The 15765-nt window shown below is 70.1% G+C and carries 14 protein-coding genes; 2 read left to right on the top strand and 12 right to left on the bottom strand.

Annotated features, from left to right (window positions below; translation table 11 throughout):
* Positions 1-52 precede the first annotated feature (52 nt).
* Genes BMZ83_RS03875 through BMZ83_RS03865 form a run of 3 tightly spaced genes read right to left on the bottom strand, consistent with a single transcriptional unit; the run spans position 53 to position 4456 of the window.
* Positions 53-703 carry a class I SAM-dependent methyltransferase gene (locus tag BMZ83_RS03875; protein ID WP_074875827.1) on the bottom strand — a complete coding sequence of 217 codons (651 nt, stop codon included), beginning with the start codon at positions 701-703 and terminating at the stop codon, positions 53-55.
* Positions 704-705: 2 nt separating this feature from the next.
* On the bottom strand, positions 706-2799 hold the full coding sequence (locus tag BMZ83_RS03870; RefSeq protein ID WP_074875825.1) for a type II secretion system F family protein: 2094 nt from the start codon (positions 2797-2799) through the stop codon (positions 706-708).
* Between the two features lies 1 nt (position 2800).
* The gene (locus BMZ83_RS03865; protein ID WP_074875823.1) at positions 2801-4456 is read right to left on the bottom strand and encodes a type II/IV secretion system ATPase subunit; all 1656 of its coding nucleotides are present in this window, start codon (positions 4454-4456) and stop codon (positions 2801-2803) included.
* Between the two features lie 182 nt (positions 4457-4638).
* Here BMZ83_RS03865 and BMZ83_RS03860 point away from each other — a divergent pair, with 182 nt between their 5' ends.
* Positions 4639-5109: a DUF5793 family protein gene (locus BMZ83_RS03860; protein WP_074875820.1), complete on the top strand. Its 471-nt coding sequence runs from the start codon at positions 4639-4641 to the stop codon at positions 5107-5109.
* 211 nt (positions 5110-5320) lie between these two features.
* On the opposite strand, the gene pdxS is transcribed toward BMZ83_RS03860, so the two are convergent.
* On the bottom strand, positions 5321-6229 hold the full coding sequence (gene pdxS / locus BMZ83_RS03855) for a pyridoxal 5'-phosphate synthase lyase subunit PdxS (protein ID WP_074875818.1): 909 nt from the start codon (positions 6227-6229) through the stop codon (positions 5321-5323).
* Between the two features lie 275 nt (positions 6230-6504).
* Here pdxS and BMZ83_RS03850 point away from each other — a divergent pair, with 275 nt between their 5' ends.
* Complete coding sequence (locus BMZ83_RS03850) at positions 6505-7260, top strand: DUF1405 domain-containing protein (protein ID WP_074875816.1); 756 nt, start codon at positions 6505-6507, stop codon at positions 7258-7260.
* Here the strand turns inward: BMZ83_RS03850 and BMZ83_RS03845 are convergent.
* The 8 genes from BMZ83_RS03845 to BMZ83_RS03810 form a co-directional block, all read right to left on the bottom strand.
* Positions 7257-8234, bottom strand: coding sequence for an isocitrate/isopropylmalate dehydrogenase family protein (locus tag BMZ83_RS03845; protein ID WP_074875814.1), 978 nt, complete (start codon positions 8232-8234; stop codon positions 7257-7259). The genes BMZ83_RS03850 and BMZ83_RS03845 overlap by 4 nt on opposite strands.
* On the bottom strand, positions 8231-8890 hold the full coding sequence (gene leuD, locus BMZ83_RS03840; protein WP_074875812.1) for a 3-isopropylmalate dehydratase small subunit: 660 nt from the start codon (positions 8888-8890) through the stop codon (positions 8231-8233). The genes BMZ83_RS03845 and leuD overlap by 4 nt, the downstream gene beginning before the upstream one ends.
* Positions 8887-10314, bottom strand: a complete 1428-nt coding sequence (leuC, locus tag BMZ83_RS03835) for a 3-isopropylmalate dehydratase large subunit (protein WP_074875810.1) — start codon at positions 10312-10314, stop codon at positions 8887-8889. The genes leuD and leuC overlap by 4 nt, the downstream gene beginning before the upstream one ends.
* Positions 10311-10667, bottom strand: a complete 357-nt coding sequence (locus BMZ83_RS03830) for a hypothetical protein (protein WP_241729544.1) — start codon at positions 10665-10667, stop codon at positions 10311-10313. The genes leuC and BMZ83_RS03830 overlap by 4 nt, the downstream gene beginning before the upstream one ends.
* Before the next feature lie 2 nt (positions 10668-10669).
* Positions 10670-11701, bottom strand: a complete 1032-nt coding sequence (gene ilvC / locus BMZ83_RS03825; protein WP_074875808.1) for a ketol-acid reductoisomerase — start codon at positions 11699-11701, stop codon at positions 10670-10672.
* Positions 11694-12446, bottom strand: coding sequence for an acetolactate synthase small subunit (gene ilvN / locus BMZ83_RS03820; RefSeq protein WP_074875806.1), 753 nt, complete (start codon positions 12444-12446; stop codon positions 11694-11696). Before ilvN ends, ilvC begins: the two co-directional genes overlap by 8 nt.
* A complete protein-coding gene (gene ilvB / locus BMZ83_RS03815) occupies positions 12443-14272 on the bottom strand; it encodes a biosynthetic-type acetolactate synthase large subunit (RefSeq protein ID WP_074875804.1) in 1830 nt (609 codons plus the stop codon). The genes ilvN and ilvB overlap by 4 nt, the downstream gene beginning before the upstream one ends.
* Positions 14273-14519: 247 nt before the next feature.
* Positions 14520-15743, bottom strand: coding sequence for a LeuA family protein (locus BMZ83_RS03810; RefSeq protein WP_074875802.1), 1224 nt, complete (start codon positions 15741-15743; stop codon positions 14520-14522).
* Between the last annotated feature and the right edge of the window lie 22 nt (positions 15744-15765).

The raw sequence follows: 15765 nt of genomic DNA, 5'->3' as shown, positions 1-15765 counted from the left end.
GTGGTAGGCGCGACCCGGGGAAAAGCGCGACGGCGGTGGGTAGCCGGCTGACTCACTCCGACGGTCCGACCACGGCGTAGCAGTTCCCGCTCGAGAGCTCCCACTCCAGCAGGGCCAGCTCGCTCGCTTTCAGATCCGCCTCGAACTCCGCGGGGTCGTAGACGTGGTAGAACCGCCCCACGGTTTCGCCGCCCGGGAGCGTCCAGTCGACCTCCGTGTCCAGCCCCGAGCCGTCGGTCCCCTCGTCGGCGAAGCGGTCGTGGACGGTGCTCCAGGCGCTCACGAGCGCCCGCCCGCCCGGCGCGAGCACGCGAGCCAGTTCGTTCAGGCTCCCGATCCGGCGCGCCCGCGGTCGGAGGTGGTGGAGGGTCGCGACGTAGACCGCGAGATCGACGGTGCCGGCCCCCAGCGGGATCGCCGCGGCGTCGCCGGCGACCAGATCGGTCTCGAACCCGTGCTCGGCGGCGCGCTCGGCCGCCTCGGCGAGCAGTCCCGTGCTGGCGTCGACGGCGACGACGCGGTCGGCGTGGGCGGCAAGCACCTCGGCGTGGCGGCCGTTCCCGCAGCCGAGGTCGAGACCGACGGCGCCCGAGCGCCCGTCGAGGAACGACTCGATCTCGGGCCAGGGGTACTCACGGGTCTCCGAGAAGTGGGCGGCGATGCGGTCGTAGGTGTGGCCGGCGTGTGCGGGGTCGTCGGGCATCGTCAGATGAGGGCGAAGGCGATGACGGTCAGCGTGAGCAGGATCACGACGTGTTTCGCGCCGTCGGCGAGCGACCCCTCGCCGAGCTGGCCGGCGATCAGTCCCGAGAAGGTCGCCTGCATCACCGCGGCGTGGTAGAACAGCAGCGTGTAGGCGGTGGTGTCGACAGTGCCGAGGCCGCCGAAGACGCCCGCGGAGACCCCGCTCGGGAGCCCGCCGCCGCTGGCCCCGCCCAGATCCGCGCCCTCGATCGCCGGGATGAACGAGGTCGAGAGCGCGAACACGATACCGATGAACACGAAGAAGGCGATGTAGATGACCAGGAGGTAGGTCACCATCTCCTGGCGGCGCTCGCGCTGGAGTCGGCGGCTGGCGCGGGCCTCGTCGGCGGCGATCTCCAGGACGGGCGCGATCTCGCCGCTGGCGGTCATCGCGTTGGTGATCAGCACCGTCGCCCGGGTCATCATCGGCGAGTCGATCCGGCGCTCCATCCGGCGGAACGCCGCCCGCACGTCGGCGCCCCAGCGCACGTCCTCCCACGCCCGCTGGAGCTCCGGGCTCAGCGCGTCGAGGTCCGACCGCGTGAGTCGCTCCGTGCTCTGGACGACGCTCACCCCGGCGTCGTTGATGCTCGCAAAGCGGTCGAGGAAGTCCGGGATCACCCGCTCGATCGACCGCATCCGGCGTTTGTCGATCTCGTACAGCAGCGCGAACACGCCCGTGACGAACAGGGTCGCCTCGACGACCGGGCTGTCGATCGTCCGGAGCGCCGCCAGCGGGGCGAGCGGGAGCGACCCCGCCCGGATCGCGACCCACCAGAGCCCGATCGGGACGGTGCCGAGGAAGCTGTAGCCGGGGTTGCGAAGCAGGGTCTGACCGGGGCTTCGCAGCCACCCGAGCACCGACTCGAAGGTCTCATACAGTTCGAGTCGTTCGCGGCTTGCCCGCCAGCCGTCGGCGGCGCTCCCGCCGTCGGTGAGCGCGACCGTCGTCTCCGCGTCGGTGATGCCGCTGATCTGGACCGGCGGGATCTCCGAGCGCGTGTCGCCGAGCGTGCTGCTGATCGTCTTGGTCGAACTGTCGATGTAGGCGATGAAGCCCAGACTCGCCACCGGGATCGCGAGGTACACCACCACGCGTAACAGGTCGAGCGTGTCCTGGAGCACGAGTCCGACGACGACGAGGATGGTGATCAGGAACAGCGGGCCGGCGACGAGCACGGTCACGTACGCCTCGGCGAACGTCGACAGCAGGTCGAGGTACTGGCGCTGCTGGGCCTCGGCCTCCTCCTGGTAGCGCTCGTACTGCCCCTTGAGGAAGTTCGAGAGCGACTGCCCCGACCCGAGTATCGAGGCGAGGTTCTCCCCGAACTCCTCGAGGTTCTCGCTGGGCGTGCGGTCGGCCATGCGATCGAGCGCGGTCAGCACGTCGGTCCCGAACGTGTTCATGTCGCGGACGGCGACGCCGATCTCCACCGCCGCCTCGCCGTACACGTCCCGGTTCTGGGTCAGCGTGTCGAGGATCGCGGGGAACGCCATCCCGGAGCGCGAGAGCGCGTAGACGAAGGCGATGGTCCGCGGGAGCGTCGCCTCGATCTCGCTCGCTCGTACGCTCGCGCGCTCGTCGAGTATCGCCCACCGCAGGTAGTAGGTCCCGAACGCGAGCGCCGTGCCGACCGTCGCGCTGGAGACGAACACGAGCACGAACAGGTCCGTGAGCGGCAGGTCGGTGACGTGGGTCAGGTCGGCGAGGAAGCCCAGCGCGGCCGGGAGGGCCGCCCGCACGGCGTCGCCGCTGATCCGGAGCGTCCAGAGCAGCGCCGCGGCGCCGTAGACGCCGAGGATACTGCCGCTGACGCCCAACAGGAGACTGTAAAGCAGCGTCCGGGCCGCGTAGACGCGATGGGTGGCCCGGACGTGGGCCGCCCGGAGGCGGGACTGCTGGTCACGTTTGCGGGGACTCTCGTCGGCGACGTAGTCGCCGAACAGCGAGATCGCGACCCGGGAGACGAGCAGCTTCACCGGCCGGGCGACCCGTTCGGCCAGAAGCGGGAGCAGGAGGAGTACGGCGACGACGAGCGGCAGCGCCCGGAGCATCTCACTCCACCGCGTCGGCGAGCCCGTCTCCCGCCGACAGCTCCACGTCCGCCTGTTCGACCCGGTCCATCACGCGGTCGGGGTGGGCGTAGTACTCGTTGACCAGCGCCGTGAACGCCCGGTAGTCGGTGATGCGGCGCTTCTGCAGGAACTCGAGGAACCGCTCCCGGTCGCGCATCTCCTGGAGCAGTTCCGAGCGGCTCCACCCTCGATCGTCCTGGATCTCCTCGATCAGCGCGGAGTCGCGTCGCTGAACTGAGTCCGTCTCGGCGTCCCACTCGAACGCCGCGGAGTAGTCGAGTTCGCCAGTCCGCTGGTCGATGCTGCCGATCTCGCCGACGGTCTTGGTCCGGCGGACGCGCTCCTCGCCCTTCCGGGTGAGCACCTGGATCGAGATCATGTCGAGGCTCTGGACCATCGCGCGCGGCACGTTGATCGGCTCGTTCTCGAGCCGGTTGATGACGGTCTCGATGGAGTCGGCGTGCATCGTCGAGAACGTCGTGTGGCCGGTGTTCATCGCCTGGAACAGCGTGACTGCCTCCGCCCCGCGAACCTCGCCGACGATGATGTACTCCGGGCGGTGGCGCAGCGCCGAGCGCAGCAGGTCGTACATGTCGATGTCCGTCCCCTCGTCCAGTCGTTCGCGAGTGATGGAGGAGAGCCAGTTGTCGTGGTACAGCGAGAGCTCCCGGGTGTCCTCGATGGTGAGCACCTTCGCCCGCGGCGGGATAAACATCGACACCGCGTTCATCGACGTGGTCTTTCCCGACGCCGTCCCCCCGGCGAAGATGAGCGACTTGTTGTGCTCGATGCAGAGCCAGAAGTACGCCATCTCGCTGATGGTGAACGTGTCGTTGTCGATCAGGTCGATCGGCGTGAACGGCTCCTCCGCGTACTGCCGGATGGTGAACGCCGAGCCGCGGGGAGTGACCTCCTCGCCCAGCGCGAGTTCGGCGCGGGAGCCGTCGGGCAGCGTCGTCTCGACGATGGGGTCGCCGACGGAGATGTGCCGGCCGGACTGCTGGGCCAGCCTGATGACGTAGTTGTCCAGCGCGTCAGCCTCGAAGGCGATGTTCGTCTCGATGTCGGTGTACTCGTCGTGGTAGACGAAGATCGGAAGGTCGTAGCCGTCACACGAGATGTCCTCGATGTGGGTGTCGTTCAGGAGGGGATCCACCTTCCCGTACCCCCGGAAGTCACGCATGAGGTAGTACAGGAGCGAGTGGAACGTCCCCATGTCGGCGTCGACGCCGTACTGGTCGAGCAGGGTCGCGAGTTCCTCGCTCAGCAGTTCCCTGTCGGCGTCGGTGTCGGCCGCACGGTAGAGGAGCGGGTCGCGGATGTCCTCAACGACGCGGCGAAGCACGAGGGTCTCGAACTCGTCGAGGATGGGCTCGACGGCGTGGTACTGGTGTTCGCTCGCCGACGGATCGTGTGTGATCACCACGTAGGCGTACGGCGCGTTGACCCAGTAACGGTCGACCTCCTCCTGGCCCTCGGGCACGTCGAACGACGCCAGCGGCCCGTCCTCGCCGGGGCGGAACGGCCGGGTCTCGAGCTCTGCTCCTCGGATGAGCTCGAGCGTTCGGCTGATCCGACGCTTGAGCCCCGACAGCGTGCCACCGGTCTCCGACCCGTCGATTCGGTCACCCGACATACCGTAGTCGTGTGGGCTACCGGAGGGGCGGACTTAAAACTGTACGCACTGCGGAGTCGGGTCCCGCACGAACTGGTTCCCGTCGCGCCGCTCGCAAGTCCCGCCCCGGATCACGAACTGCCGGGGCGGTCGCACACGGGCGTCACGGTTTTAGGTACCCATCGCTAACCACCCGGTATCGAATGAGGCGCGACTACTTCGAACTTGACGTGACGAACGTCGACTGGGCCGCGGAGGGTGCAGCACCCGCCCAGCCGCTGGTCGAGATCGACTTCAGCGGCCCCGGGGACAGCCTTCGGGAGCGCCTCAGTGACACCGACGGCGACCTGCTCGCCGGCGAGGACGTCGACGTCGCGTTCCGCCTCCAGGAGGAACTCGGCGAGGAGGACTCCGTGCCGGGAGTCGTCGCTGTCACCAACCGCGTGACCGGTGAGTACGTTCTCGAACTCAACGAACAGGCCGAGGACGTGCTGGCGTTCATCGAGGCCGCCCGAGCCTACACCGAGGCCGAGGAGGCCGACGGCTACCGCGTGATCGTCTCGATCGACGGCGAGGAGATGGTCGAGTACGAGAAGGACACGTTCCTCGTCTACGACGCCGACGGCGAGTTCCTCCGCGAGCGGAGCCTGATTCCGCCGGGCGTCGAACTCTGAGGGTTCGACCCTCAGCGTCCCCGACGCCACCCATCCGGACTGGTTCTCGCCCCTCGGCGGGGCTGTCGCGGCCTCCCTGATAGCCACGAATCCGACAGTGATCGGGTTTCGAGGCGTCGACGACTTTCGGAACTCTCAAAACTTCCAGAATTTGTGAACGCTTCACAGCGTGCCGCGTCGGTGTCGACGGCCGAGAAAGAAGGGTCGCCGTTCAGTTCCCGCGGTTCTGCAGCTTCTCCTCCTCAGGGAGGTCGACGTTGGCGTCGCCGCGCATGCCGCTCCCCGCGTCGGAGGCGATCTCGAACAGCGCCTCGGGGTCGTCCCAGTTGTTGACGGCCTCGACGATGGCCGAGCCCATCATCTCGGGGTCCTCCGCGCCGAAGATCCCCGAGCCGACGAAGATGCCGTCGCAGCCGTGGTACATCATCAGCGCGGCGTCGGCGGGGGTCGCGATCCCGCCGGCCGCGAAGTTGACGACCGGGAGCCGGCCGAGGTCGGCCGTCTCGTGGACGAGATCGCGTGGCGCCTCGTTCTCGCGGGCCCACATCTCGCGTTCCTCGTAGTTCATCCCCTCCAGCTTGCGGATCGCGCTCTTGATGTTGCGTTGGTGGTGGACGGCCTGGTTCACGTCGCCGGTGCCGGCCTCGCCCTTGGTGCGGATCATCGCCGCGCCCTCGTCGATACGTCGGAGCGCCTCGCCCAGGTTGCGCGCGCCGCAGACGAACGGGGCGGTGAAGTCGCGCTTGTCGATGTGGTACTTCTCCTCGGCGGGGGTCAGGACCTCGCTCTCGTCGACCATGTCGGCGCCCGCGGCCTCCATGATCTCGGCCTCCTTCCGGTGGCCGATCCGGACCTTCCCCATCACGGGGATCGAGACCTCGTCGGTGATCTCGGCGATGTCGGCGGGGTTAGCCATGCGGGCGACGCCGCCGCGCTTGCGGATGTCCGCGGGGACTGCCTCCAGGTGCATCACCGCGACGGCGCCGGCGTCCTCGGCGATCCGGGCCTGCTCGCGGTTGACGACGTCCATGATGACGCCGCCCTTCTGCATCTTCGCGAAGCCGCGCTTCACGAGGTCGGTGCCCCGTTTGAGCTCCTCGATGTCGTCCACTTCGTCCATACACGTCCTTACGGCGGACGGGACTTAAGGGGGGTGGCTTCGGCCCGTTCGGCCGGGAGTCGGCGTCACCGCTCGCGGCACGCCCCCGCCGTCGGCGACAAGCTGCACGCACTCCCACTGGTAGCCCTTCGTCGCTCCCGGTCTGCCCGCACCAGTACCGGCGGCCCTTCGTCGCTCCCGGTCTGCCCGCACCAGTACCGGCAACCCTTCGTCGCTCCCGGTCTGCCCGCACCGGCACCGGCAGCCCTTTGCCGCCCCCGCCCGGCCGGGAACCCATGACCCTGCCGGGCCTGCTCCCACGCTCACGCCTGCCCGATCGCGACGCGCTCCCGCGTTGGCTCGCCCCCGTTCCGCGGGCCGTCGAGGACCTCGGCCTCCGGGCGGTGTGGCTCGTCGTCGTCACCAACCTCGTCGGCACCGCCTTCGGCTTCTGGTACTACGGCTTCCACCCGCTGCCGCTCTCGGACCCGCTGATCACCGGGCAGTTCGCCGCGGAGCCGGCGCTGCTGTGGCCGCTGGTGCCCGACAGCCCGGTGGCGACGCTGTTCATCGCCCTCGCGTTCGGCGCGTGGGCGCTGAACCGCAACAGCGAGTACCTGAACTCGTTGGCCTTCTTCGGCTGCTGGAAGCTCGGCCTCTGGACGCCGTACGTCCTGCTCGTCTTCGCCGACGGGTTCCGGGCGGTCAACCCCCTCCCGATGTACCTCTTCCTCCTGTTCAGCCACCTCGCGATGGTGCTGCAGGCGTTCGTCCTCCACCGGATCTCCGACTTCCCGGTCCGGGCCGTCGCCGTCGCCGTGCTGTGGTACGGCCTGAACGACCTCGTCGACTACTTCGTTCCGCTGCTCGGCACGCCGCATCACACCCTGATCCCCGGACAGATCGTGGGCGCCGACGGGTTCCTCACACACCCGTCGGAGATCCACCTCCTCGCGGCCGCGGGCGCTGTCGTGCTCACGCTCACGGCGACGTTTCTGACCCTGTCGACCCGGGTGAAGAAGCTGGAACCGCTCGGGGAACCCGACCGCTAGAGCCGTTGGATCACGGCGTCGGCGACCTCGCCGGTCGTGGCCGAGCCGCCGAGATCCGGCGTTCTGGGGCCGTCTTCGAGTACGCGTTCGACTGCCGAGCGCACGCGCGCCGCCTCGGCCTCGTGATCCAGATTCGAGAGCAGCATCGCCGCGCTCAGGATCGCCGCCGCGGGGTTAGCGACGCCCTCGCCGGCGATGTCCGGCGCGGTGCCGTGGACCGGCTCGAACAGGCCGTTCTCGGCGCCGACGTTGGCGGAGGGCAGGAGGCCGAGCCCGCCGACCAGCCCCGCCGCGAGGTCGGAGAGCACGTCGCCCGCGAGGTTCGGACAGACGATCACGTCGTACTGACTCGGATCGAGCGCAAGCTTCGTCGCCAGCGCGTCCATCAGTTCCGTGTCGTACTCCGCGCCGCGCTCGTCGGCCACGGCGTCGACCGAATCGAGGAACCGGCCGTCCGTGGTGCGCATCACGTTCGCCTTGTGCGCGACGGTCACGTCGGCGCCGCGCTCGGCGGCGTACTCGAACCCGAACTCGGCGATCCGCCGCGATGCGGACTCGGTGACCACGCGGGTGAGCGTCGTCACCCCCTGCCCGAGATCGCTCTCGTGGCCCGCGTAGACGCCCTCGGTGTTCTCCCGGACGAACACCAGGTCCGTCTCGGGGCGGAGCGCGTCGACGCCCGGGTAGGCCCGCGCGGGCCGGACGTTCGCGAAGCTCCCGACCGCCTCCCGGAGCGGGAGGATCACGTCCGCGGCCGTCTCGCCCGCGGCGCCGAACAGCGTCGCGTCGGCGCCCTCGACGGTCTCGACGGTCGAGTCGGGCAGCGGCGTCCCCCGCGCCTCGGCGACCGCGTCGCCGGCCTCGGCCTTGACGAACGAGAAGTCGGGATCGACTGCTTCGAGCACGCGGACTGCCGCGGGGACTACCTCCCCCCCGATCCCGTCGCCCGGGACGACCGCGATCTCGTCGGTCATCGGTCGGTGTAGGGCAGCGAGGCGGCCGTCTCGGCGACCTGCTCGGGGTTCGAGCCCAGCAGCGCCGTCGTGTCCCACTCGCCGGCCACGAGCGACTGATGCTGGGCCGGATCGACCGCGGCGTCGATCTCGCGGTCGGCGTAGCTCACGCGCTCGTCGGCCACGTCGACGGTGATCTCGGTGTCGGGGTGTGTCTCGACGTGGTCCTGTAGCGCCTCGATCTCCTCGGTCTCGGCAGTTACCGTCGGGATCCCCAGCGCGAGACAGTTCCCGGCGAAGATTTCGGCGAAGGACTCGCCGACGACGGCGTCGATACCCCAGCGCTGGAGGGCTTGGGGCGCGTGCTCCCGGGAGGAGCCACAGCCGAAGTTGGCGTTGACGACCAGCACGTTCGCGTCCTGAAAGCCCTCCTCGTTGAACGGGTGGTCGGTAGGGCTCTCGGCCGTCTCGCCGCCGTCGGCGTCCGGCCCGGTGTTCTCGTAGCGCTGGTCGAAGAAGGCGAACTCCCCGAGCCCCTCGAAGGTGAGCACCTTCAGGAACCGCGACGGGATGATCTGGTCGGTGTCGATGTCGTTCCCGCGGACGGGGACGCCCGTGCCCGTGACGCGTTCGACCGCCGGCGCGTCGACGGCATCGTCGCCGTCGGGAGCGCTCATCGCGCCACCTCCGGCGCCGCTGCCAGTTCGCGCACGTCGGTCACTTCCCCCGTTACGGCGGCGGCGGCGACCATCTCCGGGCTCATCAGGATCGTCCGGCCGTCGGCGCTGCCCTGGCGCCCGACGAAGTTCCGGTTCGAGGAGGACGCACAGACCTCGTCGCCCTCCAGCTGGTCGTCGTTCATCCCGAGACACATCGAGCAGCCCGCGCCGCGCCACTCGAAGCCCGCGGCGCGGAAGGCCTCGTCCAGCCCCTCCCGCTCGGCGGCGGCTTTCACGCGCTGGCTGCCGGGGACGACCAGCCCCCGAACGTCGTCGGCGACCTCGTGGCCCTCGACGATCTCGGCGGCCGCACGCAGGTCCGGGAGCCGCGCGTTCGTACAGGAGCCGAGGAACGCCACGTCGACAGGGAAGCCGGCCATCGGCTCGCCCGGCTCGACGCCCATGTGGTCCTGTGCGCGCTCGGCGACCGCGCGGTCGTCGGACGGGAGGGTCTCGGGCGCCGGGACTGGTTCGGAGACGCCGACGGTCTGGCCTGGCGTCGTGCCCCACGTCACCGTCGGCTCGATCTCGGCGGCGTCGATGGTGACCACGTCGTCGTAGGTCGCGTCGTCGCCCGAGCGGATCGACTCCCAGTACCCCTTTCGGTCGGCGAACTTCCCGGGCGAGGCCTCGAACGCGTCGGTCTCGGATAGCCACTCGTAGGTGGTCTCGTCGGGGTTGACGTAGCCCGCGCGGGCGCCGCCCTCGATCGACATGTTGCAGACGGTCATCCGCCCCGGCATCGACAGCGACTCGACGGCCGGGCCGCCGTACTCGTACACGTAGCCGACGCCGCCGTCGGTGCCGAGCTCGCCGATGATCGTCAGGATGAGGTCCTTCGCGGTGACGCCGTCGCCGAGCTCACCCGTGACCTCGATCCGGCGGACCGCCTGCTTCTCCATCGCGACGGTGCCGGTGGCGAACACGTCCCGGATCTGGGAGGTGCCGATGCCGAACGCCAGCGCGCCGAAGGCGCCGTGGGTCGCGGTGTGGGAGTCGCCGCAGACGACGGTCATCCCGGGCTGGGTCAGCCCCTGCTCCGGGCCGATGACGTGGACGATCCCCTGCCGGCCGGTGTCGGGGTGGTCGAACGTCAGGCCGGCGTCGGCGACGTTCTCCTCCAGTTTCGCCATCATCGACTCCGCGGCGTCGTCGTCGTAGGGGCGCTCGCGGTCGTCGGTGGGGACGATGTGGTCGACCGTCGCGTGGGTGCGCTCGGGGTAGGCGACCTCGAGGTCACGTTCCTCCAGCATCCCGAACGCCTGCGGGCTGGTGACCTCGTGGATCAGGTGGAGGCCGACGAACAGCTGGTCCTGGCCGCTGGGGAGCCGTCGGACGCGGTGGCGGTCCCAGACCGCGTCGTACAGCGTCCCCTCGCTCATACGTCGGCCTCGGGTTCCGACTTCGCGTCGTGGGCCGCTTCGGCCTCGTCATCGTCCCCCTCATCGTCGACCCGCTCGACGCCGCGGTCGTACACCTCGCTCGCGTCGGGGGCGTCGTGTCTGGGCGTGTGGTCGACATCGCCCATCGGGTCGTCCTCCCGGTCGTCGTCCTCCGGTCCGGTGTCGGCTTGGCCGCCGTCGACGACGGCGACCTTCCCGCGCTCGAACACCTGCGAGTCGCCGAACGTCTCCCCGGTCTCGGGGTTGGTGTGGCTCACTTCGGCCATGGTCCGCTGGTCGGTGGTGGTTGCTCGTCGGTCCGATCGGTCGTCGGTGTCGGTGTGTCGTGGCATTGTCAGTCGTCCGCGGGCGCGTTGGCTTTCTCTCGGTTCTCTTCCTCGCTCCAGGCGAACAGCGCGCGGAGTTCCTCGCCCACGTCCTCGATGTCGTGGGCCTTCTCGGCGCGGCGACGCTGGCCGTAGGACGGCCGGCCGGCCTGGTTCTCGGCGATCCACTCGCGGGCGAACTCCCCGTTCTGGACCTCCTCGAGGACGGTCTCCATCCGCTCGCGCGTGTGGTCGTCGACGACCACCTCGCCGCGGGTGAGCCCGCCGTACTCCGCGGTGTCGGAGACGGAGTCCCACATCTCGCTCATCCCGCCCTCGTACAGCAGGTCGACGATGAGTTTGAGCTCGTTCAGACACTCGAAGTAGGCCATCTCCTCGCTGTAGCCGGCGTCGGTCAGCGTCTCGTAGCCCGCCTTCACGAGTTCGGTGACGCCGCCACAGAGCACCGCCTGCTCGCCGAACAGGTCGGTCTCGGTCTCCTCACGGAACGTGGTCTCGATGACCCCCGCCCGGGTGCAGCCGATGGCGTCGGCGTAGGCCAGCGCCTCCTGTTTGGCCTCGCCGGTCGCGTCGCGGTACACCGCGAGCAGCCCGGGCGTTCCCTCGCCGTCGGCGTACTGCCGGCGGACGATGTGGCCGGGCCCCTTCGGCGCGACCATCGTCACGTCCACGTCCTCGGGCGGCTCGATCTGGTCGTAGTGGACGTTGAACCCGTGGGCGAACTGGAGCGTGTCGCCGGCGTCGAGTTCCGCCTCGATCGCCGCGTACACGTCGGGCTGGACGTTGTCCGGGACGAGCATCGACACCACGTCCGCGGCCGCCGCGGCCTCGGTCGGCGTCGCGACGGTGAGCCCGTCCTCGCGGGCCGCCGTCCGTGAGGCCGACCCCTCTCGCAGGCCGACGATCACGTCCACCCCGCTCTCCGCGAGGTTCTGGGCGTGGGCGTGCCCCTGGCTGCCGTAGCCGAGCACCGCGACCGTCTTCTCCTCGATGTAGCTGTGCGTCGCGTCGTCGTCGTGGTAGATCGTGTTCTCAGTCATCGTTCGTCGGCGCCTCCGGCGCCGTCGCCGCACCGCGGTTCTCGGTCGCTCGATCCGTCGACGCCGTTTCGGGCCGGAGCCGCGTGCGCTCGTAGCGCTCTGCCTCCGCGTCGGTGGTCCACTCGGTCCCGCGGGCCAGCGCGGCCGTGCCCGTGCGAGTCAGCTCCCGGACGCCGAAGCGCTGGAACGCCTCGATCGCCCGGTCGACCTCCGCGGAACTGCCCGTCACCTCGACGGTCACCGTGCCGGGCTCGGCGTCGAGGGTCCGAGCGTCGAACATCTCCGCGACGGACTCGACGGCCGCGGGCCGATCGTCGTGGACTTTCAGCACCGCCAGCTCGCGCCGGACCGCGTCCCGGCCCAGTTCGCGGACCGAGATCACCGGCACCAGCTTCGCCAACTGCTTCTCGACCTGCCGGACGCCCGGCTCCGGCTCCTCGATGGTCAGCGTCACCCGGGCGGTCTCGGGGTTGGTCGTCTGGCCGACGGTCAGCGAGTCGATGTCGAACCGTCGGCGACTCACCAGCCCGGCGACCTCCGCCAGCACGCCCGGTTCGTGTTTCACCAGCGCCGAGATGGTGGTTCGACGCTCCGGATGGCTGGCCTCGGCGTCGGGGTCGACTCGGACGCCCTCCTTCGAGCGTCGGCCGCTGGGTCGCTCGCGCTCGTCTGGGCCGGGCCCCGTCAATCCATCCCGTTCAGCGTCCTGATCCGCGGAGTTGGCTTCGGCTCGCTCCCGGCTCATAGCTGGGCCTCCGACAGTGCGAAGCCGCTGTTGTCGCCGCCGCTTTTCACCATCGGGTAGACGTTCTCCGCCGGGTCGATCCGGGCGTCGACGACCGAGGGGCCGTCGTGGGTGAACGCCGCTTCGAGCGTGTCGGCGACCTCGTCGTAGTCCTCGAGCGTGAACCCGCGCGCGCCGAACGCCTCGGCGATGGGTGCGAACTCGGGCATCCAGCCGTACTCCGAGGCCGTGTGTCGGCCCTCGAAGAAGGCGTCCTGCCACTGGCGCACCATCCCGATCGCCTCGTTGTTGAGGACGATCACGGTCACGTCGAGGTTCTCCCGGGCGGCGACCGAGAGCTCCTGCAGCGTCATCATGAAGGAGCCGTCGCCCTCGAAGCAGACGACCTCCCGGTCGGGCGCGGCGACCTTGGCGCCGATGGCGGCGGGCAGGCCGTACCCCATCGTCCCCAGCCCGTGGCTGGAGACCCAGGCGCGCGGGTCGCAGTACGTCCAGTACTGCGCGGCCCACATCTGGTGCTGGCCGACGCCGGTGGTGACGATCGCGTCGTCGTCGGTCGCCGCGTCGGCGGCCTCGACGACGAACTGCGGCTTCAGCGGCTCCTCCTCCGGCGCCGCGTAGGTCATGGGATAGGTCTCCTCCCACTCGCGGCACTGCTCCCGCCACGCGGCGTGGCCGTCGGCGTCGGATCGCGCCTCGAGCGCGTCGTGAACCTGCTCGATCACCGCCGCGGCGTCGCCGACCAGCGGGTGGTCCGCCTCGACGTTCTTCGAGATCTCGGCGGCGTCGATGTCGGCGTGGATCACCTCGGCCTCGGGGGCGAACGTCTCGATGCCGCCGGTGAGGCGGTCGTCGAAGCGCGTCCCGATCGCGAACAGGCAGTCGGTGTGTGAGACCGCCATGTTCGCGGCGCCGGTGCCGTGCATGCCGGCGAAGGAGAGACAGCGCTCGTCGTCCTCCGGGACCGTACCGATGCCGGGCATCGTCGTCACCACGGGCACGTCGAAGCGCTCGACGAACGCCCGCAGCTCCTCGCTGGCGTCGGCTTTCACGACGCCGCCGCCCGCGAGCACCACGGGGCGCTCGGCTCGGGCGAGCGCGTCGGCGGCCGCGTCGACCGCGGGTCCGTCGGCACGCTCGGGGGCCTCGTAGTACTCGGGCAGGCCGGCGTCGGGGTCGGCGTCGGTCGTCATCTCGGCCGTGCTGGCGTCCTTCGGCAGGTCGACCAGCGTCGGCCCCGGGCGGCCGGCGCCCGCGAGTTCGACCGCCTCGCCGACGGAGGGGCCGACCGCGTCGGCCTCGCCCGCGACGTAGTTCTCCTTCGTGATCGGCCGGGTGACGCCGACGGTGTCGGTCTCCTGGAACGCGTCGTTGCCCAGGAACTCCGTCGGCACCTGCCCCGTCAGCGCGACGAGGGGATCGGAGTCCATGTCGGCGTCGGCGATCCCGGTGACGAGGTTCGTCGCGCCCGGGCCGGAGGTGGCCATACAGACGCCCGGCTCGCCCGTCACCTGCCCGTAGGCGTCGGCGGCGTGGGCCGCCGCCTGCTCGTGGGCCATCGTGACGTGAGTCGGCGCGGAGTCGGCCTCGGCGAGCGCGTCGTAGACGGGCATGATCGCGCCGCCCTGCACGCCGAAGACGTGTTCGACGCCCGCCGCGTCGAGGGCGGCGATCGCGGCGTCGGCGCCGGTCGTCGGCGAGCACCCGGCACTCGCAGCTGGGGTCGCCTCAGTCTGGTTCTCGCTCGATTCCGTGCTGTCGTTGTCGCGCGTTGGGTTCCCCTCCTCCTCGGGAGGTCTGGCCGCGGCGCGTGCTCGCTCGCTCATGTGGATCTGTGACTGCAGGCTCGGTTGGACGGTAATGCGACAATCGGGTGAGGAGAGTGGAGTGTAGGGGTCAGGCAGCCCCTACAATAATCACGAGCGAGACGCTGACGCCGGCCGAACCCGTGTGGCGTCGACGCGTCATGGGTGGTCCGATGTGACCGTCCGTGATAACTCTTTCCACGCCATGCCGACCCCTGACACGGTCGGGAGCGCCGCGGCTGTCGCGGCGCGCTCTCGGGGGCGGTCATCAGGTCGGGCCCTCCGTGACTCGCTGGGGTTCCCGACCCACGTCGTTGGCTTCCGCGATGGCTTCGAGCGTGTCGTCGGTGATCTCGTCGCCGTCGGCGCCGCGCTCCTTCACCTCGCGGGTGACCGCGCGCACCTGCTCGTCGCTCGGGTCGTAGCCCGCGTCGCGCAGGCGTTCGCGGACGGAGTGGGTGCCGGTGTGTTTGCCCAGCACCAGTTCGCGCTCGGCGCCGACCATCTCCGGCGTCATCACGCCGGGCTCGAACGTCGCGGCGTTCTCGATGACGCCCGCGGCGTGGATGCCGGACTCGTGGGCGAACGCGTTGTCGCCGATCACCGGCGCGTTGGCCGGTTGGTCGACGCCGCTGCGCTCCTCGACCATGCGGGCCAGTTCGGTGATCCGGGTGGTGTCGATCCCGGTGTCGGCGCCGTAGACGCTCTCGGCGGCCATGACGACCTGCTCGAGGGCGGCGTTGCCGGCGCGCTCGCCGATGCCGCCGACGGAGACCTGCGCCTGGTCGGCGCCGGCCTCGAAGCCCGCCAGCGCGTTCGCGCTCGCGAGGCCGAAGTCGTCGTGGGTGTGGACGTCGATCCGCGCGTCCGTGTGCTCCCGGATCGTCCGGATCAGGTCCGCGAACCGGTCGGGGGTCGCGACCCCGCAGGTGTCCGGGACGTTGATCCAGTCCGCGCCGGCCGCCGAGACCGCCTCGACCACCTCGAACAGGTAGTCCGGGTCGGTCCGGGTGGCGTCCATGGGGGAGAACATCACTTCGGCCCCGGACTCGGCGGCGCGTTCGACGCTCGCGACCGAGCGTTCGAGCACGGCCTCGCGGCTGGCGTGCATCGAGTCCTCGATCTGCACGTCGCTGGTCGACGCGAACGTGTGGACCATGTCGACGCCGGCGTCGATCGCGGCCTCGACGTCGTCCTCGACGACGCGAGCCAGCCCACAGACCGTCGTGTCGGCGGCCGAAGTCACGTCGCGGACCGCCGCGAACTCCGCGTCGGAGTTCACGGGGAAGCCCGCCTCGATCACGTCGACGCCGGCGCTATCCAGCGCGGCGGCTATCTCGCGTTTGTCCTCGTAGGAGAACGACGTACGGGGCGACTGTTCACCGTCTCGCAGGGTGGTGTCGAAGATCCGAGCTTTGGCGAACTCGGGATCAGTTCTCAGCGTGCCCTGGGAGAACTCGATCCGCCGGGGATTCCGACGCTCCCTCGATATCGTGAGACATTGCGTCCCACGC

It is taken from the genome of Halolamina pelagica, assembly GCF_900115675.1.
In the GTDB taxonomy this organism is placed as follows: domain Archaea; phylum Halobacteriota; class Halobacteria; order Halobacteriales; family Haloferacaceae; genus Halolamina; species Halolamina pelagica.
Note: the sequence above shows the minus strand (reverse complement) of the source record. Positions and strands in the feature narration are given on the sequence as shown.